Source organism: Micromonospora sp. NPDC048909 (genome assembly GCF_040649635.1).
Taxonomy (GTDB): domain Bacteria; phylum Actinomycetota; class Actinomycetes; order Mycobacteriales; family Micromonosporaceae; genus Micromonospora.
This window is the reverse complement of the sequence record NZ_JBEZFU010000009.1, coordinates 113,658-133,861: the sequence shown is the minus strand read 5'-3', so window position 1 is coordinate 133,861 and position 20,204 is coordinate 113,658. Positions and strand designations below refer to the sequence as shown.

The 20,204-nt window shown below is 73.0% G+C and carries 13 protein-coding genes and 1 pseudogene; 3 read left to right on the top strand and 11 right to left on the bottom strand.

The window, feature by feature from the left end; all coding sequences use genetic code 11:
• Positions 1-182: 182 nt before the first annotated feature.
• Complete coding sequence (locus tag AB0C04_RS23505) at positions 183-1,130, top strand: DUF389 domain-containing protein (RefSeq protein ID WP_357058047.1); 948 nt, start codon at positions 183-185, stop codon at positions 1,128-1,130.
• Here AB0C04_RS23505 and AB0C04_RS23500 read toward each other — a convergent pair.
• Together AB0C04_RS23500 and AB0C04_RS23495 are read right to left on the bottom strand one after the other, a co-directional pair.
• Positions 1,096-1,527, bottom strand: coding sequence for a hypothetical protein (locus AB0C04_RS23500; RefSeq protein ID WP_357058045.1), 432 nt, complete (start codon positions 1,525-1,527; stop codon positions 1,096-1,098). The two genes, AB0C04_RS23505 and AB0C04_RS23500, sit on opposite strands and share 35 nt — an antisense overlap.
• 359 nt (positions 1,528-1,886) lie before the next feature.
• A complete protein-coding gene (locus tag AB0C04_RS23495; RefSeq protein ID WP_357058043.1) occupies positions 1,887-4,358 on the bottom strand; it encodes a Tex family protein in 2,472 nt (823 codons plus the stop codon).
• 62 nt (positions 4,359-4,420) lie between these two features.
• Here AB0C04_RS23495 and dgt point away from each other — a divergent pair, with 62 nt between their 5' ends.
• The gene (dgt, locus tag AB0C04_RS23490; protein ID WP_357058041.1) at positions 4,421-5,932 is read left to right on the top strand and encodes a dGTP triphosphohydrolase; all 1,512 of its coding nucleotides are present in this window, start codon (positions 4,421-4,423) and stop codon (positions 5,930-5,932) included.
• Positions 5,933-5,950: 18 nt separating this feature from the next.
• Here the strand turns inward: dgt and AB0C04_RS23485 are convergent, their stop codons facing one another.
• The 7 genes from AB0C04_RS23485 to AB0C04_RS23455 all read right to left on the bottom strand — a co-directional run bounded on the left by AB0C04_RS23485 (position 5,951) and on the right by AB0C04_RS23455 (position 14,147).
• Positions 5,951-7,099 carry an MBL fold metallo-hydrolase gene (locus tag AB0C04_RS23485; RefSeq protein ID WP_357058039.1) on the bottom strand — a complete coding sequence of 383 codons (1,149 nt, stop codon included), beginning with the start codon at positions 7,097-7,099 and terminating at the stop codon, positions 5,951-5,953.
• 105 nt (positions 7,100-7,204) lie between these two features.
• Positions 7,205-8,206, bottom strand: coding sequence for a serine hydrolase (locus AB0C04_RS23480; RefSeq protein ID WP_357058037.1), 1,002 nt, complete (start codon positions 8,204-8,206; stop codon positions 7,205-7,207).
• A 98-nt stretch (positions 8,207-8,304) separates the two neighbouring features.
• The gene (locus AB0C04_RS23475) at positions 8,305-9,243 is read right to left on the bottom strand and encodes an SDR family NAD(P)-dependent oxidoreductase (RefSeq protein WP_357058035.1); all 939 of its coding nucleotides are present in this window, start codon (positions 9,241-9,243) and stop codon (positions 8,305-8,307) included.
• On the bottom strand, positions 9,240-10,424 hold the full coding sequence (locus AB0C04_RS23470; RefSeq protein ID WP_357058033.1) for a zinc-dependent alcohol dehydrogenase: 1,185 nt from the start codon (positions 10,422-10,424) through the stop codon (positions 9,240-9,242). The genes AB0C04_RS23475 and AB0C04_RS23470 overlap by 4 nt, the downstream gene beginning before the upstream one ends.
• A 287-nt stretch (positions 10,425-10,711) precedes the next feature.
• The gene (locus tag AB0C04_RS23465; RefSeq protein WP_350873101.1) at positions 10,712-11,479 is read right to left on the bottom strand and encodes a succinate dehydrogenase/fumarate reductase iron-sulfur subunit; all 768 of its coding nucleotides are present in this window, start codon (positions 11,477-11,479) and stop codon (positions 10,712-10,714) included.
• Complete coding sequence (locus tag AB0C04_RS23460) at positions 11,476-13,413, bottom strand: fumarate reductase/succinate dehydrogenase flavoprotein subunit (protein WP_357058030.1); 1,938 nt, start codon at positions 13,411-13,413, stop codon at positions 11,476-11,478. Before AB0C04_RS23460 ends, AB0C04_RS23465 begins: the two co-directional genes overlap by 4 nt.
• Before the next feature lie 2 nt (positions 13,414-13,415).
• A complete protein-coding gene (locus AB0C04_RS23455; protein ID WP_357058028.1) occupies positions 13,416-14,147 on the bottom strand; it encodes a succinate dehydrogenase cytochrome b subunit in 732 nt (243 codons plus the stop codon).
• Positions 14,148-14,182: 35 nt separating this feature from the next.
• Here AB0C04_RS23455 and AB0C04_RS23450 point away from each other — a divergent pair, with 35 nt between their 5' ends.
• A complete protein-coding gene (locus AB0C04_RS23450; protein WP_357058025.1) occupies positions 14,183-15,112 on the top strand; it encodes a LysR family transcriptional regulator in 930 nt (309 codons plus the stop codon).
• Between the two features lie 54 nt (positions 15,113-15,166).
• On the opposite strand, the pseudogene AB0C04_RS23445 reads toward AB0C04_RS23450, so the two are convergent.
• Positions 15,167-15,799, bottom strand: a pseudogene (locus AB0C04_RS23445) (DUF998 domain-containing protein); the annotation flags it as partial.
• Between the two features lie 128 nt (positions 15,800-15,927).
• On the bottom strand, positions 15,928-19,980 hold the full coding sequence (hrpA, locus tag AB0C04_RS23440) for an ATP-dependent RNA helicase HrpA (protein WP_357058023.1): 4,053 nt from the start codon (positions 19,978-19,980) through the stop codon (positions 15,928-15,930).
• Between the last annotated feature and the right edge of the window lie 224 nt (positions 19,981-20,204).

Genomic DNA, 20,204 nt, shown 5'->3' with positions numbered 1-20,204 from the left:
AAACAGCCCAGCGCCTCCGAATGGCGACACTCGGGCTGCTACGCCCCGATCAACCCCGAAAGTTCGCGCATGGAAACGGCCTACCCGCCCGTCCTTGCGCGGTCCGTGCCATCGGTGGCCGGGCGGTAGAGTCGCGACGCCGGACGGGCGAGGGGAGCCCGCCGGTCGGGCGAGGGGGACTTGTGCTGCACCTGAGGGTGATTGCTCCGCCGGACCAGTCGGCGGCGGTGACCGACCTGCTGGCCGCGGAGCCCGGCGTGACCCACCTGGTGGTGCTGCCCGGCGCCGCCCGACAGCCCCGGGGCGACCTCATCCAGTGCGACGTCGTCCGGGAGAGCGCCGACAGCGTGCTGCGCGGCCTGCAACAGCTCGGTGTGGAGGCGCGCGGGGGTGTCGCCGCCGCCGACGTCGAGCTGACCATCTCCGCGGCGGCCGACCGGGCGGCGGAGGAGGCGCCCGGCAGCGGCGCCGACGCGGTGGTGTGGGACGAGATCGCGGCCAAGACCGGCGAGCAGACCGAGCTCTCCGGCACCTACCTGGTGCTGATCATCGTCGCCACCATGATCGCTGGCATCGGCGTCCTGCTCGACCAGCCGATCCTCATCGTCGGCGCGATGGTGGTCGGTCCCGAGTTCGGCCCGCTCGCGGCGCTCTGCGTCGGGCTGCTACGCCGGCGACCGGGCACCGTCCTGCGGTCGGTGCAGGCCCTGGTGGTGGGCTTCCTGGCAGCCATGGTGGCCACCGTGCTGAGCACCTGGGTGCTGACCGCGGCCGGCCTCGTCAACCGGGAGATGCTGCTGGCGGAGCGGCCGCTGACCGACTTCATCTGGCGGCCGGACGCGCTCTCCTGGGTGGTCGGCCTGCTGGCCGGGGTCGCCGGCATGCTCTCGCTCACCTCGAAGAAGTCCGGCAGCCTGGTCGGGGTGCTGATCTCGGTCACCACCGTGCCGGCCGCCGCGAACGTCGCCGTCGCCGGCGCCTACGGGGTCTGGGGCGAGGCGGGCGGCTCGGCGCTCCAGCTCGTGATCAACATCGTCGCGATCGTGCTCGCCGGGCTGCTCACCCTGCTCGTGCAGCAGTTCTGGTGGTGGAACGTCAGCCGTCGGAACCGGCTTCGAGCCGGCGGGTGAGCAGAGTCCGCAGCGGGATCGACTCCCCGTCCCGGCCGCCCTCGCCGACGATCAGCGGCGGTGGGCTCGGTTCGGCCTCCGTGCCGAACAGCCGGGCTCGCAGGCTGCCCGGCACGGTCAGCAGGAAGAACCGGCCGTCCACGTCGACCGCCCGGCTGCGCGCCTGGTCCACGTACCAGCCGGTGAGCCCGGTCCGGTACCGACCGCGACCGTCGTAGGAGCGCGCGACCAGCCGGGTCGGGCGCAGCCCCCGCCGGTTGGCCTCGGCCACGAACCAGGTCACGATCTCCGCGGCCTCCGCGTGCGCGGCCGCCCGCCGTCGGGCGTCGGCCTCCGCATGGGCCCGTACCGCCCGCCGCTGTCGCTCCGGCCAGTCCAGGCCGTCGTCCTCACCCACGCCCCGACGGTACGCTCCGACGCCGCGCGGCCTCGTCGGCCCTCGGCGTCCTCGGCCACTCGTCCCGGCCACGGCTGGTTCACCGCCCTCATCGGCCTGCGGGCCGATCCGGCGCACCTCTCGTGGGCCGATGCTGTGGAGCTGACTCGTTCGCGACATCACCGGCGTGATGCGCTTACGACATCAGCTCTACAGCAGCGGGCAGGGTGTTGGTCGGCGCGGAGCAGGTGCTCGGGCGTGCGGGCCGCGGCAGCCGGCCGGCAGGACCCGGTCAGGTCGATCGGCGGCGGCCCGCCGGGCGGTGGCGTGGGTACCGCCTGCCGCCCGGCGGGCCGGCCGGAGAGGTCGGGCCGTAAGGGTCAGGCCAGGCCGGCGCGGCGCAGCGCGTCGGCCATCGCGTCGTTGGCCGGCGGTGTCGCGCCGCCACGGCCCTGTCGGACCCCGCCGCGGTCACCCTGACCGCCGCGTCCGTCACCACCCTGGCCACGGCCGCCCTGACCGCCGCGTCCGGCGCCGCGCTGACCCGGGCGCCCGCCACGGTCCTGACCGCCGCCGCGAGGGCCGCCCTGACCACCGGCATCGCCCTGACCGCCGGCGTCGCCTCGGCCGCCGCGACCCGGGCCGCGACGGTCGGCGTCGGCGCCGGGCTCGTCCTCGAGCCGCAGGGTCAGCGAGATCCGCTTGCGCGGTACGTCGACGTCGAGCACCTTGACCTTGACCACGTCACCGGACTTCACCACCTCGCGCGGGTCCTTGACGAAGGTCCGCGACATCGCCGACACGTGCACCAGGCCGTCCTGGTGCACGCCGACGTCGACGAAGGCGCCGAAGGCGGCCACGTTGGTCACCACGCCCTCCAGCACCATGCCCGGGGTCAGGTCGCCGATCTTCTCCACGCCCTCGACGAAGGTCGCGGTGCGGAACTCGGGCCGCGGGTCCCGGCCCGGCTTCTCCAACTCGCCGAGGATGTCGGTGACGGTGGGCAGGCCGAACGTGTCGTCGACGAAGTCGGTCGCCCGCAGCCCGCGCAGGATCGCCGACCTGCCGATCAGTGAGCGCAGGTCCTGCCCGGTGCTGGCCAGGATGCGCCGCACCACCGGGTACGCCTCGGGGTGCACGCTGGAGGAGTCCAGCGGGTCGTCGCCGCCGGGGATGCGCAGGAAGCCCGCGCACTGCTCGAACGCCTTCGGGCCGAGCCGGGCCACCTTCTTCAGCTCCGCGCGGGTGCGGAAGGGGCCGTTGGCGTCGCGGTGCAGCACGATGTTCTCGGCCAGCCCGGCTCCGATGCCGGAGACCCTGGTCAGCAGCGGGGCCGACGCGGTGTTGACGTCCACCCCGACCCCGTTGACGCAGTCCTCGACCACCGCGTCGAGCGAGCGGGAGAGCTTCACCTCGGACAGGTCGTGCTGGTACTGCCCGACGCCGATCGACCGCGGGTCGATCTTGACCAGCTCGGCGAGCGGGTCCTGGAGCCGGCGGGCGATGGAGACCGCGCCGCGCAGCGACACGTCCAGCCCGGGCAACTCCTGCGAGGCGTACGCGGAGGCGGAGTAGACCGAGGCGCCGGCCTCGGAGACCACCACCTTGGTCAGGTTCAGCTGCGGGTGCCGCTTGATCAGTTCGCCGGCGAGCTTGTCGGTCTCCCGGGAGGCCGTGCCATTGCCGATGGCGATCAGCTCCACCCCGTGCGCTCCGGCCAACCGGGCCAGGGTCTCGATCGAGGCGTCCCACTGCCGGCGCGGCTCGTGCGGATAGATGGTGTCGGTGGCGACCACCTTGCCGGTGCCGTCCACCACGGCCACCTTCACGCCGGTGCGCAGACCCGGGTCGAGCCCCATCGTCGGCCGGGCGCCGGCCGGGGCGGCGAGCAGCAGGTCGCGCAGGTTGGTGGCGAAGACCCGCACGGCCTCCTCCTCGGCCGCCTGCCAGAGCCGCATCCGAAGGTCCGCGCCCAGGTGGATGAGGATGCGGGTACGCCAGGCCCAGCGAACCGTGTCGGCCAGCCACCGGTCACCCGGCCGGCCCTGGTCGCTGATCCCGAACCGGCCGGCGATGACCGCCTCGTACCGGCTCGGACCGGTCGGCGCCGCGTCGGCCTCGCCGCTCTCCTCCGGCTCCATGGTCAGGTCGAGCATGCCCTCCTTCTCGCCCCGGAACATCGCCAGGATCCGGTGCGACGGCAGCTTGGCGTACGGCTCGGCGAAGTCGAAGTAGTCGGCGAACTTCGACCCGGCCGACTCCTGCCCGTCGCGTACCCGGGACACCAGCCGGCCCCGTGACCACATCTGCTCGCGCAGCGTGCCGATCAGGTCGGCGTCCTCGGCGAAGCGTTCGATGAGGATGGCCCGGGCGCCGTCCAGCGCGGCGGCCGGGTCGGCGACCCCCTTCTCCGGGTCGACGTAGCCGGCGGCCACGGCCCGCGGGTCCTGCGCCGGATCGTCGAGCAGCGACTCGGCCAGCGGCGCCAGCCCGGCCTCGCGGGCGATCTGCGCCCGGGTCCGCCGCTTCGGCTTGTACGGCAGGTAGATGTCCTCCAGCCGGGACTTCGAGTCGGCCGCCATGATCTGGGCTTCCAGCGCCTCGTCGAGCTTGCCCTGGCCGCGGATCGACTCCAGCACCGCCGCCCGCCGCTCGTCCAGCTCGCGCAGATAGCGCAGCCGCTCCTCGAGGGTACGAAGCTGGGTGTCGTCGAGCAGGCCGGTGGCCTCCTTGCGGTAGCGGGCGATGAACGGCACGGTCGCGCCGCCGTCGAGCAGCTCCACGGCCGCCCGCACCTGACGCTCGGCCACGCCGAGCTCCTCGGCGATCCGCTGATGAACAGAGAGGGTCACGATCTCGATCCGCCTTCGGGAGTGGTTTCCGCCCAGCATTCTGCCGCGCTAGCGTGGCGATCATGGAACCACCTGTGGAGCCGCGCGCTCGGCGGCTCTTCGGCGGCAGCGCCCGGGCCCTCGGTGACCTCGCCGCCAGCCCGTTCCGGGCCGACCGGGACCGGATCGTCGGCTCGCCGTTCTTCGCCCGGCTCGGCGGGGTCACCCAGGTGATCAGCCCGGTCGGATCCGGCCTGCTGGTGCACAACCGGCTCACCCACAGCCTGAAGGTAGCCCAGGTCGCCCGCGCGATCGCCGAACGGCTCACCGCCGACGAGCGCCAGCGTGACCTGCTGGAGAAGCTCGGCGGCTGCGACCCGGACGTGGTGGAGGCGGCGGCGCTCGCCCACGACCTCGGGCACCCGCCCTTCGGGCACCTCGGCGAACGGGTGCTGGACCGGCTGGCCCGGCAGCGGCTCGGCCTCACCGACGGCTTCGAGGGCAACGCCCAGTCGTACCGGATCGTCACCAGCACCGAGATCCGCGGCGCGGCCACCACCGGGCTGGACCTCACCGCGGCGGTGCGTGCCGCGATGCTGAAGTACCCGTGGACCCGCCTCGACCACCCGGATCCGCATCCCCGGCTGCTGGACCCGCCACCGCGCGGGGCCACCCCGCCGCCGGACGACCCGGAGAGCGGCTCGTCGAAGTTCGGCGCGTACCGGACCGAGGTCGACGACCTGCGCCAGGCCCGCGAGCCGTTCGTCGGCCGGATCGCGGACTGGCAGCAGACCGTCGAGGCCTCCGTGATGGACACCGCCGACGACATCGCGTACGCCATCCACGACGTGGAGGACTTCTATCGGGTCGGGGTGCTCCAGCAGGGGGCGGTGGCCGCCGAGCTGATGGCCTGGCAGCGGGAGGGCGGGCACTTCCGGGCGATCACCGACGCCGCGTTGGGCACCTCGGCCCGCCGGCCCGGCGCGGCGATCGAACGGCTGCGCCGGCAACTGCACCGCAAGGACGCCTGGGTGGCCGACGACGAGGCGTTCGGCGCCGCCGTCGAGCATGTCCGGGAGGAGCTGGTGGACGGCCTGCTCGCCATGCCGTTCGACGGTTCGATCGAGGCCGAGCAGTACGTGGCCCGCTTCTCCGCGCGCTGGTCGACCCGGTTCGTCGAGGCGATCACGGTCAACGACCAGCCGTCGGTGCGCTCCGGCCATGTGCTGCTCGCTCCGGCGCAGTGGCACGAGGTGCAGGTGCTCAAGTTCGTCCACCACCGGTTCGTGCTGGCCCGCCCGGACCTGGCCCTGCACCAGCGTGGGCAGGCCCGGCTGCTGGGCACCCTGGTGGAGGCGCTCTGGGAGTGGCTGCTCGACCCGGAGGAGGAGTCGCGGCTGCCGCGGCGGCTGCACGACCTGGTCGAGCTGGCCGAGGCGGAGTTGCATCCGCGCACCCCGGACCGGATCGGCCGGGCCCGTGGTCGGGCGATCATCGACTTCGTCGCGCAGCTCACCGACAACCAGGCGGTGGCGCTGCTGGACGCGCTCTCCGGCCGCGGCGGCGCGCTCTGGACCGACGCGTTCGTGCTCTGAGCGCCGCTGCCGCCCGGGTCAGGCGACCGACTGCCACCAGCCGTCGACCGCCGGCGGGTCGTCCACCACCACCCGCTCGCCGGGCCGCGGCACGGCCAGCCGGACGTCGCGCGCCTTCGTCTCGGCCCAGAGCCGGTCCACCGGCTCCGACCAGTCGTGCAGGGCGAGGTTGAACGTCGCCCAGTGCACCGGGATCAGCAACCCGCCGCGCAGGTCGAGGTGGGCGGTGACCGCCTCCTCCGGGTACATGTGGATGCTCGGCCAGGCCCGGTCGTACGCGCCGATCTGCACCAGCGTCGCGTCGAACGGGCCGTGCTCGGCCCCGATGGCGGCGTAGCCGGCGAAGTAGCCGGAGTCTCCGGTGTAGAAGACCTTCCGGTGCGCCCCGGCGACCACCCACGAACTCCAGAGCGTGCCGTCGCGGCGCAGCCCCCGGCCGGAGAAGTGCTGCGCCGCAGTCGCGGTGATCTCCAGGCCGCCCACCCGGTGGCTCTCCGACCAGTCCAGCTCGATGATCCGCTCGGCCGGCACCCCCCACCGGTCGAGGTGCGCGCCGACGCCCAGCGGCACCACGAACGGGGCGGACTGCCTGGCCAACAGCTCCCGCACGGTGGGCAGGTCGAGGTGGTCGTAGTGGTCGTGGGAGATCAGGATCGCGTCCAGGGCGGGCAGTTCGTCGAGGCGGACCGGCGGCTCGTGCAGCCGGCGGGGGCCGACCAGCGCGGACGGTGAGCAGCGCTCGCTCCACACCGGGTCGAGCAGCACCCGGCGGCCCTCGATCTCGATCAGCGCGGAGGCGTGGCCGTACCAGATGATGTTCAGTTCCCGGCTCTTGTCGGCCTCGCCGGGCACGTCCGCCGGCCGCAGCAGCGGCACGGCCGCGCCCGGGCGGCGCTTCTGCTTGCCGAAGACCAGCTCCCAGAGCAGGTTGCGGCCCGGCTCGGGGACCATCGTCCGGGTGCTGGCCGGGTTGTGGAAGGCGCCGTTCCGGAATCGTGGCGACCGGGCCGCCCGCTCGGCCCGGGCCCCGGCCAGCCGGCCACCCAACGCCAGCGGCACGTCCCGGGCCACCCAGGCCAACCCGGCCAGCGCGGCCACGCCGACGAGCCCTCCCAGCCGCCGGCCGAGAGCCCGCTCGAACTGCGGTCGTTCCGCTGGTGCGCCCATGGTTGTCCCTTCCAGCCGTCTCCCGCAGTACACCGTAGCCACCGAGCGCCGCCGCGCTCCAGGGAACCCGGTGCGCGGCGGCGCCCGGCCGCGGGACGCGGCTGCTCAGCCGCCGTTGCTCGGTCGCTGCCTGGTCAACCGCAGGCGCGGGCCGGCGCCGGCGAGCCGGGCGGTCGCGCTCAGGAAGAACCGGCCGAGCCGGGCCCGGGCCTGCACGGCCGGGTGGGTGGCGCCGAAGTCGTCCGGGTCGGCCTGCCCGTCGGCGAAGAGCGCGTAGGTGAGCAGCGGGGCGCCCGCCGGGTCGAAGATCACCCCGGCCTCGTGCCGCGCGCTGTCGAACCAGCCCGCCTTGGTGGCGACCCGGGCGCGCTCGGCCGACGACATGACCCGTCGGATCCCGTCGGTGTAGGCGATGGGGGATCGCAACAGGTTGAGCAGGAACGTCGTGGCGGTCGGGGAGAGCAGGGCGCCGGCGACCAGCGCCCGCAGCAGGTCGTGGGTCTCCCGGGGGGTGCTGGTGCCGAGGAAGAACCGGTTCGGGTTGGCGACCGGCTGGACCTGGGTGTTCGGGAAGCCCTTCGCCACCAGGATGGCGTTCAGCTCGAGAGCCGGGCAGACCAGGCCGCAGAGCCGGACGGCGGTGTCGTCGGAGACGGTGAGCAGGGCGGCCAGCGCGTGCCCGAGGGTGATCGAGCTGGGGTAGGCGCCGTCGAGGCTGAAGATGCCGTCCCCGCCGGGCACCACGATCGACTCGGTCACCTCGAGCCGCTGGTCGAGGGCGAGCAGACCCCGGTCGACCTTGTCGAGCACCGCGACGGCCACGGCGATCTTGTTGACGCTGTACGCCTCGAGGCGCTGGTCGGGGGAGTCCGCCACGGCCACCACCGGCGCGCCGGCGGCGTCGGTCACGCTGACGTACGCCTGCCAGTTGCCGCCGGCCTGCGTCGTCGCCCGCTCGTAGGCCCGGGCCACCCGGGCGGCCACCAGCTGGGCGGTGGCGGCCGGGGCGGCGTCGGTTTCCACCGCGGCGGACGCCGGCGAGGTGGTGCCCAGTACGGTGCCGGCGGTGGCCACCGTGCCGAAACCGAGCGCGGTCCTGCGGTTCACCCGGATAGTCAATCGTCTCTCCCGTCGTGGTGCGCCGGAGTTGTCTCCGGCCCACCACCCTAGGCGAACCGATAGATCCCGGTGATCCCGTGGACGCCTCATCCCAGGCGTCGCCGCAACCGGGAACCGAGCGTTCCGGGCAGCCCGACGGCGACCCGCAGCAGGTGGGCGGGGTCGGGCAGCCAGCCTCCGCTCAGCGACTCGCTGGCCGGGTCGGGGTCGAAGAGCACCCCGTCGTGCGGGGCCACCGGCCGGTCGCTCAGCCCGAGCCGGCGCATCAACGGCCCGACCAGGGCGTCGTAGAGCCCCGGCAGCACGGTGAAGCCGACCCGCATCAGCGGGTTGAGCCGGCCCACCGACACCTCCCGCCGGGGCCGGTCGGCGCAGTTGACGATGGCCCGGGCCACCCGCTGCGGGGTGGTGATCGGTGGCGGTGGCCGGCCGACGTGGCCCAGGTGGTTCGCCGCCCGCTGGTACACCGGGGTGTCCACGCTGCCCGGGTTGACCAGGCAGACATGGATGTCCGGGGAGTCCCGCAGCTCCTGCTGGAGCACCCGGGTCAGCCCGGCCAGGCCCCACTTCGCCGCCACGTAGGCGCTCAGGTAGGGCGCGGTGATGTGCCCGAGCACCGACCCGGTGAGGATCAGGGTGCCCGCCCCGGTGGCCCGGAAGTGCCGCAACGCGACCCTTGCGGCCTCGGCGGCGGCCAGCAGGTCGGTCCGGACCACCTGCTCGAAGAGCCGTCCGGGCAGCTCGTCGAAGCGCCCGTACGCGGTGACCGCGGCGGCGTGCACCCAGACGTCGATCCGGCCGAAGCGGTCGACGGCCGCCTCGGCGAGCGCCTCCAGCGCGCCGGAAGTGGTGACGTCGGTCGGCACGGTGAGCACCTCGGCGGCGGCGCACTCCGCTCGTACCTCGGCGAGGGTCTGCGGGGCGCGGGCGGCGAGGACCAGGCGGTCGCCGCGCCCGGCGAACACCCGGGCCGCCGCCCGCCCGATGCCGCTGGTGGCGCCGACGACCACCACCACCCGGCTCATGGCGCGAGTACGACCTTGACGCACCCGTCCCGCTTCTGCTGGAACATCTCGTACGCCTCCGGCGCCCGCTGCAACGGCAGCCGGTGGGTGTGCAGGTCCTCGACGCCCAGCGGGTCGTCGTCGCCGCTGAGCAGGGGCATGATCTCGTCGACCCAGCGCCGCACGTGGCACTGGCCCATCCGCAGCTGGATGCCCCGGTCGAACATCTCCATCAGCGGCATCGGATTCTGCTCACCGCCGTAGACCCCGGAGATCGAGACGGTGCCGCCCCGACGGACGGCCTTCACCGCGGCGTGCAGCACGCTGAGTCGGTCCACCCCGCCCCGGTCGATCACCGGCCGGGCCAGCCGGTCCGGCAGCAGTCCGGCGGCGGTGTGGGCGAGCTTGCCGGCGGGCGCGCCGTGCGCCTCCATGCCGACCGCGTCGATCACCGCGTCCGGGCCGCGCCCGTCCACCAGGTCGATCAGGGCGCCCGGCACGTCGTCGAGTTCCCGGACGTCGAGCACCTCCACGCCGTAGCGGCGGGCCAGCTCGAGCCGCTCCGGGACGAGGTCCAGGCCGATCACCCGGCCGGCGCCGAGGTGCCGGCCGACCCGGGCGCAGAGCTGCCCGACCGGGCCGAGCCCGAAGACGGCGAGGGTGCCGCCGGGCGGGGTGTCCGCGTACTTCACCGCCTGCCAGGCGGTGGGCAGGATGTCGGAGAGGTAGAGCCAGCGCTCGTCAGGGCCGTTCTGCGGCACGGTGATCGGGCCGAAGTCGGCGTACGGCACCCGAAGGAACTCGGCCTGCCCGCCGGGGACGGAGCCGTAGAGGGACGTGTAGCCGAAGAGCGCCGCGCCCTTGCCCTCGCTGCGCACCTGGGTGGTCTCGCACTGGGCGTAGAGCTGTCGGCTGCACATCCAGCAGTTTCCGCAGGCGATGTTGAACGGCACCACCACCCGGTCGCCCGGCTTCAGCCGGCTCACCCCGGAGCCGACCTCCTCGACGATGCCCATCGGCTCGTGGCCGAGCACGTCGCCCGGCTTCAGGTACGGCCCGAGCACCTCGTAGAGGTGCAGGTCGGAGCCGCAGATGGCGGTCGAGGTGATGCGGACGACCGCGTCGGTCGGCTCCTCGATCCGAGGGTCGGGCACCTCCTCCACCCGCACGTCCCGTTTGCCCTGCCACGTCAAAGCCTTCATGCCCGCGTCCTCCCCTGGAAGTCCTCCTCGGGGCTGCTACCCCGGTTGAGGGACTTGAACCGGAAGTACCCGCAGACGCTGTCGACCTGCCCCGGATGTGGGGCAGGCCGACTGGCGTGGGCCGGGATCCTCGCCCGGGCAGGGCGCCGACCGGCGTCCCCGCCTGCGCTGGAACAGGGCGAGGGACGGCCGGTCAGCGTGGGGGAGGCACTCGCGCCGGGCCGCAGACGGGCACGGGCCGCCGCCTCCCGGGCGGGAGGCGGCGGCCCGTCGTGCGGCCGGGGCCGTCAGGAGCCGGGGGTGTTGTCGCCCCGCTTCGTGGTGGTGGCCGCGAGGAAGTCCCGGTTGAGCCGGCCGATGGTGTTCAGCGGGATGCCCTTCGGGCAGGCCACGGTGCACTCACCGGCGTTGGTGCAGCCACCGAAGCCGGACTCGTCGTGCGCGTCGACCATGCCGATCACCCGGGTGTACCGCTCGGGCTGGCCCTGCGGCAGCAGCGAGAGCTGGGTGAGCTTGGCGGCGGTGAAGAGCATGCCGGAGCCGTTCGGGCAGGCCGCCACGCAGGCGCCGCAGCCGATGCAGGCCGCCGACTCGAAGGCGGCGTCCGCGTTGGCCTTGGCGACCGGGGTGGAGTGCGCCTCGGGCGCGCTGCCGGTCGGCGCGGTGATGTAGCCGCCCGCAGCGATGATCTTGTCGAAGGCGCCCCGGTTGACCACCAGGTCCTTGATGACCGGGAAGGCCCGGGCCCGCCACGGCTCGATGTCGATCGTGTCGCCGTCGGAGAACTGCCGCATGTGCAGCTGGCAGGCGGTGGTGCCGCGCTGCGGCCCGTGCGCGTTGCCGTTGATCATCATGCCGCACATGCCGCAGATGCCCTCGCGGCAGTCGTGGTCGAACGCCACCGGGTCCTCGCCGGCGAGGATCAGCCGCTCGTTGAGCACGTCGAGCATCTCCAGGAACGACATGTCCGGGGAGACGTCGTCGACCTGGTAGGTCACCATCCGACCCTTGTCCTCGGGGCCGGTCTGGCGCCAGATGCGCAGGGTCAGGTTCACTTGTAGCTCCGCTGCGTGGGGTGGACGTATTCGAACTTCAGGTCTTCCTTGTGCAGCACCGAGGGCTCACCCGTGGCGGTGAACTCCCAGGCCGCCACGTACGCGAACCGGTCGTCGTCGCGCTGGGCCTCGCCGTCGGAGGTCTGGTGCTCGGCCCGGAAGTGGCCGCCGCAGGACTCCTCGCGGTGCAGGGCGTCGATGCACATCAGCTCGGCCAGCTCGAAGAAGTCGGCCACCCGGCCGGCCTTCTCCAGCGACTGGTTGAGCCCCTCGCCGTCGCCGACCACCCGGACCCGCTGCCAGAACTGCTCGCGCAGCGCCCGGATCTCGGCGATCGCCTTGCGCAGCCCGGCGTCGCTGCGCTCCATGCCGCAGTGCTCCCACATGATCTGGCCCAGCTCGCGGTGGAACGAGTCCACCGTCCGGTCGCCGTTGACCGCGAGCAGCCGCTGGATCCGGTCCTCGACGTCGGCGCGCGCCTCGACCGCCGCCGGGTGGCTGGCGTCGACCTTCTCCAACGGGCCCGAGGCCAGGTAGTTGGCGATGGTGGTGGGCAGCACGAAGTAGCCGTCGGCCAGGCCCTGCATCAGCGCGGACGCGCCGAGGCGGTTGGCGCCGTGGTCGGAGAAGTTGGCCTCGCCGATCACGAACAGGCCCGGGATGCTCGACTGGAGGTCGTAGTCGACCCAGAGCCCACCCATCGTGTAGTGCACCGCGGGGTAGATCCGCATCGGCACCTCGTACGGGTCCTCGCCGGTGATCCGCTCGTACATCTCGAAGAGGTTGCCGTACTTGGCCTCGATGGCCTTGCGGCCCAGCCGGTTGATCGCGTCGGCGAAGTCGAGGTAGACGCCGAGCTTGGTCGGCCCGACGCCCCGGCCCTCGTCGCAGACGTTCTTCGCGGCGCGGGAGGCGATGTCGCGGGGGACCAGGTTGCCGAAGGAGGGGTAGATCCGCTCCAGGTAGTAGTCCCGCTCGTCCTCGGGGATGTCGCGGGGGCTGCGGTCGTCGCCCTTGGCCTTCGGCACCCAGACCCGGCCGTCGTTGCGCAGCGACTCGCTCATCAGGGTCAGCTTCGACTGGTGGTCGCCGGAGACCGGGATGCAGGTCGGGTGGATCTGGGTGTAGCAGGGGTTGGCGAAGTACGCGCCCTTGCGGTGGGCCCGCCAGGTGGCGGTGACGTTGCAGCCCTTGGCGTTGGTGGAGAGGTAAAAGACGTTGCCGTAGCCGCCGGAGGCGAGCACCACGGCATCGGCCATCTCGGTGCTGATCTCGCCGGTGACCAGGTCGCGGACCACGATGCCCCGGGCCTTGCCGTCCACCACGACCAGCTCGAGCATCTCGTGCCGGGCGTTCATCTCCACGTTGCCCAGGCCGATCTGCCGCTCCAGCGCCTGGTACGCGCCGAGCAGCAGCTGCTGGCCCGTCTGACCCCGGGCGTAGAAGGTGCGCTGCACCTGGGCGCCACCGAAGGAGCGGGTGTCGAGCAGGCCGCCGTACTCGCGGGCGAACGGCACGCCCTGCGCCACGCACTGGTCGATGATGTTGACCGAGACCTCGGCGAGCCGGTGCACGTTCGACTCCCGGGAGCGGAAGTCGCCGCCCTTGACGGTGTCGTAGAAGAGCCGGTGCACCGAGTCGCCGTCGTTGCGGTAGTTCTTCGCCGCGTTGATGCCGCCCTGCGCCGCGATCGAGTGCGCCCGGCGCGGGCTGTCCTGGTAGCAGTAGGACTTGACGTGGTAGCCCTGCTCGGCCAGCGTGGCCGCGGCCGAGCCGCCGGCCAGACCGGTGCCGACCACGATCACCGTCATCTTCCGGCGGTTGGCCGGGTTGACCAGCTTGGCCTCGAAGCGCCGGGTGGACCAGCGCTGTTCGATCGGGCCGTCGGGAGCCTTGGCGTCGGCGATCGGGTCGCCCTCGGTGTAGAGATCCATGTTCAGGCCACCAATCCGGTGAGTACGGCGAACGGGACCACCAGGAAGCCGGCGCAGAGCGCGACGGCGAAGACCAACGCGGCGGTACGGGCCCGGCGCTCACCCTGCGGGGTCTGCTGCCCCAGGCTGCGGAACGCGCTGAACGCCCCGTGCCGAAGGTGGAAGCCCAGCGCGACGATCGCCAGGGTGTAGAAGAGCGTCACGTACCAGCGCTCCGGCGCGAAGTCGGCGACGACGTTGGCGTACGGCTTGGTCGGGTCGCCGACCGGGTTCAGGTGACCGGTGGTCAGGTCCAGCAGGTGGTAGATGACGAAGAGCAGGATGATCACCCCACCCCAGCGCATCGTGCGGGCCGCGTAGCTGCCCCGGACCTTCGCGCGGTGCGCGTACCGGACCGGTCGGGCGGCCCGGGCCCGCAGCGCCAGCATCGTGGCGGCGCCGATGTGCGCCAGTACGGCGACGGTCAGGACGCCGCGCTGGATCCACAGGAACCAGACGCCCGGCAGCAGCGGCTTGCCGATGTCGCGCAGCCAGTGCGCGTAGTGGTCGAACGAGGTCTCCCCCGTGAACACCTTCAGGTTGCCGAGCATGTGCAGGATGAGGAACAGCACCAGGATGATGCCCGTCACCGCCATGACGGCCTTCAGGCCGACGTTGGAGCGGATGGGCGACCGCGTTCTCGTGACTACCACGTGTTCGACGCTAAAAGCACTTTGATCAGTCGTCCAATGCATCGACCTCGCAGTCTTGATAGCCGTAGGCTATGTAGATGCAGCTCCATCAGCTCAGGTACTTCGTTGCGGTGGCCGAAGTACGACATTTCACCCAGGCGGCCGACATCGTCGGCATAACCCAGCCGTCGTTGAGTAAGCAAATTCACGCCCTGGAGACCGACCTGGGAGCCCCGCTCTTCGAACGGGTAAGAGGCAACATCGCCCTCACCTCCGCCGGCGAGGTGCTGCTGCCGTTGGCCAAGCGGATCCTCGCCGACGTCGACACCGCCACCCGGGAGGTGCAGGAGCTGGTCGGGCTGCGCCGCGGCCGGGTACGCCTCGGCGCCACCCCCAGCCTGGCCACCTCGCTCGCCCCGCCGGTGCTGCGCCGGTTCCGCGACGCGCACCCCACCGTCGACCTGCGGGTGGAGGAGGGCGGCTCACAGGACCTGGTCCGTGACCTGCTCCGCGGTGACCTTGACCTGGCGCTGATCATCATGCCGGCCCAGGGTGCCGACCCCGGCCTGCGTGTCGACCCGATCCTGCGGGAGAGCCTGGTGGTCGCCTCGGTGGCCGGGGTGTCCGCCGCCACCACCGGCGAGCTGCTGCGCATCACCGACCTGCGGGACCAGCCGATGGTGATGTTCCGCGAGGGCTACGACCTGCGCGACGCCACCATCCAGGCCTGCCGGGAGGCCGGTTTCGAGCCGACCTTCGCCGTCGACGGCGGAGAGATGGACGCGGTGCTCAGCTTCGTCGAGGCCGGCCTGGGCATCGCGCTGGTGCCGGGCATCGTGGTCGCCCGCCGCCCGGGGGTGCGGATCACCCGACTGGCCCCACCCGGGGTGACCCGGACCATCGCCGTCGCCCGGCGCCGGGACGTGGTGCCCACCCACGCCGGCCGGGAGCTGCGCCGCATCCTGCTCGACTACGTCCGCGACGCCACCTCGACCGGCGAGCTTCCGCCCGGCGTCGAGCCGCTGTAGGGGGTCGCGCCGGCCGCCCGACCGGTCGCCTCGTCCCAGCTGCGCGACGAGCAGCAGCAGGCAGACCTCACCGAGGCAGACGAGGCGTTCGATCAGACCCACGAACGGGCGCAGCGGCGAGCCCACCAGGTAGGCGGCCACGAACGGGGCCATCGCGACCAGGCAGGCGATCGCGCCCAGGCCCACCGCGCGGGCGAGCCGCCCCGGATGCCGTACGGCGGTCAGCAGCGCGCCGACCGGCAGCCCCGACAGGGCGGCGACGGCGGCCCAGCGGTGGATGTCCCCGGTCGTCGTCACCGCCGCGCCGACGGGATCGCGCGGGAAGGCGACCAGGACCACGAGCCCCAGGCACCAGGCGCCCAGTCCGGCCGGTCCCACCGCCGACAGGAGCCGAACCCGGCCGCCGGCGACCCGCCCGACGGACCGGGCGACCGGGGCGAGCAGCAGCGCCGACCCCACCGCCAGCGCGACGATCGCCACGTTGAACAGCCACCCGTGGCGCGACAGCGCGTAGTCGCTGACCGTCTCCCGGACCGGATCGACCGGGCTCCCGGGCAGGTGCAGGACGCCGATCAGCAGCAGCGCCAGCCCGGCGACGAGCAGCCCGACGAGGCGGGCGACGGTCGCGGTGCGGGCCGGCCGGGGGCGGGCGGCGATGGCGCTGCCGGGGGCAGCTCCGGGGACCACAGGGGCAGTGGGCACGGATCGGGCTCCTCAGCGCGGTGGCGCGCCCGGTCGGCACGCGAGGGCGAGGCGTCTTCCCGATCTGCCCCGCGCCACACCACCCGATCGGGATCCGCCCCGGTCCCGCCGGCTCAGCGCCCCTCGGCCTCGTCCATCGCCCGGTAGATGCGCTGCTCCGAGACCGGGTACGGGGTGCCGAGCGCCTGCGCGAAGACGTTCACCCGCAACTCCTCGATCATCCAGCGGATCTCCCGCACCGCGGCCTCCTGTCGGCGGGCCGGGGACAGGGCGGCGAGCATGTCGTCGTACTCCTTGCGCACCGTCGCGACGCGGTCCTGCTGCTGCCGGTCCCGCTGCGGGTTCTGCGGCAGCCGCTCCAGCCGCCGCTCGATCGCGGTCAGGTAGCGCAGCAGATCGGGCAGGCGGGCGTACCCGGTCTCGGTGAGGAAGCCGGCGTGCACCAGCCCGGAGAGTTGGGCGCGGATGTCGGCCAGCGCGGCCACCACCGACAGGTTCTGCGTCCGGCCGAGTCGCTGCTCGACCGCGTACCCCGCCGCGAGCACCCGGCGGGCCCGCTCCATCACGTCGACCACGGTGTCCACCAGGTCGGCCCGGACCCGCTCGCGCAGCGCGGCGAAGCCGTCGGCGTCCCAGGCCGGGCCGCCCGCGTCGGCGATCAGCTTGTCGATCGCCGCGCCGGCCGCGTCCTCGATCAGCGCCGGCACGCTGCCGTGCGGGTTGCGGCTGAGCGCCAGCTTCGCCTCGTTCGACAGCCGCCCCTGCAGGAACTTCGCCGGCGATGGCACGGTCAGCCGCAGCAGTCGCCGGGTGCCGGCCCAGTGCGCCGCCTCCGCCTCGGCAGCCGAGTCGAAGACCCGTACGCCGACCGTGCTGCCCTCGTCCACCAGCGCCGGGTACGCGGTCACCGCGTAGCCGGCGCGGACCTGCTCGATGCTGCGTGGCAGGGTGCCGATGCCCCACTCACGCAGCCCGGTGCGGGCCACGTCCGGCGCGGCGGCCGCCACCACCTGGCGTACCTCCCGGGTGAGCTGGCGCTGCAACGCCGGCAGGTCCTTGCCCTCGGCGACCGGCTGGTCGTCCTCGCCGAGCACCCGGAACGTCACCCGCAGGTGCGGTGGCAGCTTCGGCACGTCCCAGGCCTCCCGGGGCACGGTGACCCCGGTCATCCGGCGCAGCTGCCGGGTGAGCGCGTCCAGCAGCGGCTCCTCGCCGGCCGGCATCGCCGCGAGCGCGGCCCGGGCGTAGTCCGGCACCGGGACGAAGTTGCGGCGCAGCGCCTTGGGCAGCGAGCGGATCAGCGCGATCACCAGCTCCTCGCGCAGCCCGGGCACCTGCCAGTCGAAGCTCTCCGCCGGCACCTGGTTGAGCAGCGGCAGCGGGATGTCCACGGTGACGCCGTCGGTCGCGGTGCCCGGCTCGAACCGGTAGGTCAGCGGCAGGGCCACCCCGTCGGCGCGCCACTCGTCCGGGTAGTCGGCCTCCTCGACCCCGCTCCGGCCGGCGTTCACCAGCAGCTCACGGGTGAAGGTGAGCAGCTCGGGCCGCTCCCGGCGGGTCTTCTTCCACCAGGCGTCGAAGTGCCGGCCGGAGACCACGTCGGCGGGGATCCGCTCGTCGTAGAAGCGGAACACCGTCTCGTCGTCGACGAGGATGTCCCGCCGGCGGGCCCGGTGCTCCAGCTCCTCGATCTCGGTCAGCAACCGCTGGTTGTCCTGCCAGAACTGGTGGTGGGTCTGCCAGTCGCCCTCCACCAGCGCGTGCCGGACGAACAGCTCCCGGCTCAGCGCCGGGTCGATCCGGCCGAAGTTGACCTTCCGGGAGGTGACCAGCGGAATGCCGTAGAGGGTCACCTTCTCGTACGCCATCACCGCCGCCTGCTTCTTCTCCCAGTGCGGCTCGCTGTAGCTGCGCTTGACCAGGTGCTGGGCGAGCGGCTCGACCCACTCCGGCTCGACCCGGCCGGCGATGCGGCCCCACAACCGGGACGTCTCCACCAGCTCCGCGGCCATCACCCAGCGCGGCGGCTTGCGGAACAGCGCCGAGCCGGGGAAGAGCCCGAACTTCGCCCCCCGGGCGCCCAGGTACTCGTTCTTCTGCGGATCCTTGAGCCCGACGTGTGACAGCAGCCCGGCCAGCAGCGACTGGTGGACCTTCGGGGTGTCGATCTCCTCCGGCAGGTCCGCGCCGACCCCGCGCCGCTGCCCGGCGTTCGGGCCGCCGTCGGCGTCGCGCGCCGGTCGTCCGCCGCGCCCCCCGCCGCCCGATTCGGGGGTACGCAGCACCTGGCGCAGCTGGCTGACGATGTCCTGCCACTCGCGGACCCGCAGGTAGTTGAGGTACTCGGCCTTGCACATCCGGCGGAAGGCGCTGGACGAGAGAGCCCGTTGCTGCTCCCGCAGGTAGCGCCAGAGGTTGAGCAGCGCGACGAAGTCCGACTCCCGGTCGGTGAACCGGGCGTGCGACTGGTCGGCCTGGGCCTGCTTGTCGGCCGGCCGTTCCCGGGGATCCTGAATGGAGAGCGCGGCGGCGATCACCATCACCTCGGTGGCGCAGCCGTTGCGCTCGCCCTCCACCACCATCCTGGCCAGCCGGGGGTCGACCGGCAGCTGTGCCAGCCGCCGCCCCAGCGGGGTGAGGCGCTTCGTCAGGTCGGTCTCGGTGGGGTCCAACGCGCCCAGCTCGTGCAGCAGGTTGACGCCGTCGGTGACGTTGCGCCGGTCCGGCGGGTCGATGAACGGGAAGGCGGCGATGTCGCCGAGCCCGATCGCGGTCATCTGGAGGATGACCGAGGCCAGGTTGGTCCGCAGGATCTCCGGATCGGTGAACTCGGGGCGGGAGAGGAAGTCCTGCTCGTCGTAGAGGCGGATGCAGATGCCGTCCGAGGTCCGCCCGCAGCGCCCCTTGCGCTGGTTCGCCGACGCCTGGGAGACCGGCTCGATCGGCAGCCGCTGCACCTTGAGCCGGCTCGAGTAGCGGGAGATCCGCGCCGTGCCCGGGTCGACCACGTACTTGATGCCGGGCACGGTCAGCGAGGTCTCCGCGACGTTGGTGGCGAGCACCACCCGGCGCCCGGTGTGCGCGGCGAAGACCCGGTGCTGCTCGGCGGCGGAGAGCCGGGCGTACAGCGGCAGGATCTCGGTGCCGAACAGCGCGCGCTTCTTCTGCACCAGCTTGCCCAGCGCGTCGGCGGTGTCCCGGATCTCCCGTTCACCGCTGAGGAAGACCAGGATGTCGCCGTGGCCCTCCGCGGCCAGCTCCTCGACCGCGTCGCCGATCGCCTGGATCTGGTCCCGGACGTTCTCGCCCTCGCCGTCGTCCTCCTCTTCCTCCCCCTCGTTGACCTCGACCAGCGGCCGGTAGCGCACCTCGACCGGGTAGGTCCGGCCGGACACCTCGACGATCGGGGCGGGCCTGCCCTCGGCGTCGGCGAAGTGCCGCGCGAAACGGTCGGTCTCGATGGTCGCCGAGGTGATGATCACCTTGAGGTCGGGGCGGCGGGCGAGCAGTTGCTTCAGGTACCCGAGGATGAAGTCGACGTTGAGGCTGCGCTCGTGCGCCTCGTCGATGATCAGGGTGTCGTACTGGCGGAGCATCCGGTCGGTCTGCAGCTCGGCCAGGAGGATGCCGTCGGTCATCAGCTTGACCAGGCTGCGGTCGCTGACCTGGTCGGTGAAGCGGACCTTGTAGCCGACCACGTCGCCCAGCTCGGTGCCGAGCTCCTCGGCGATGCGGTCGGCGACGGTGCGGGCGGCCAGCCGCCGGGGCTGGGTGTGCCCGATCAGCCCGTGCACCCCGCGCCCCAGCTCCAGGCAGATCTTCGGCAACTGGGTGGTCTTGCCGGAGCCGGTCTCGCCGGCCACGATCACCACCTGGTGGTCCCGGATCGCGGTGGCGATGTCGTCCTTGCGGTCGCTCACCGGCAGGCCGGTCGGGTACGTGATCACCGGTACCGCGGCCCGCCGGTCGGCCAGCCGCTGCTCGGCCCGGGCGACCTCGGCGGTGATCTCGGTCAGCGCCGACTCCCGCCGCTCCGGGTCGCGCAGCTTCCGGACGCCGTCCAGCCGTCGCTGGAGACGGCGCTGATCGCGGAACATCAGGGGGGAGAGGCGGCGGTGCAGCTCACGGAGCGAGTCGGGCGCGGCCGGTGCGGCTGGATTCTGCATGTCGTCGCCAAGAATAGGCAGGCGCGGGCGGCGCCGCTCCTGGGTTACCGGCGGTCGGCCCGCCACCGCGTCCGCGAACGCGAGAGCGGATGCCGCAACGCCCGTCAACGCCCGGCCCGCCGCGCCCCACCACCCGTGCGCGGCCCCTTTGCTCTGCTTCACCCACGGCAACACTGGGAGCGCTCCGGTGTTGCCGTCGCTGAAGCAGAGCAAAGGGCGTGGTC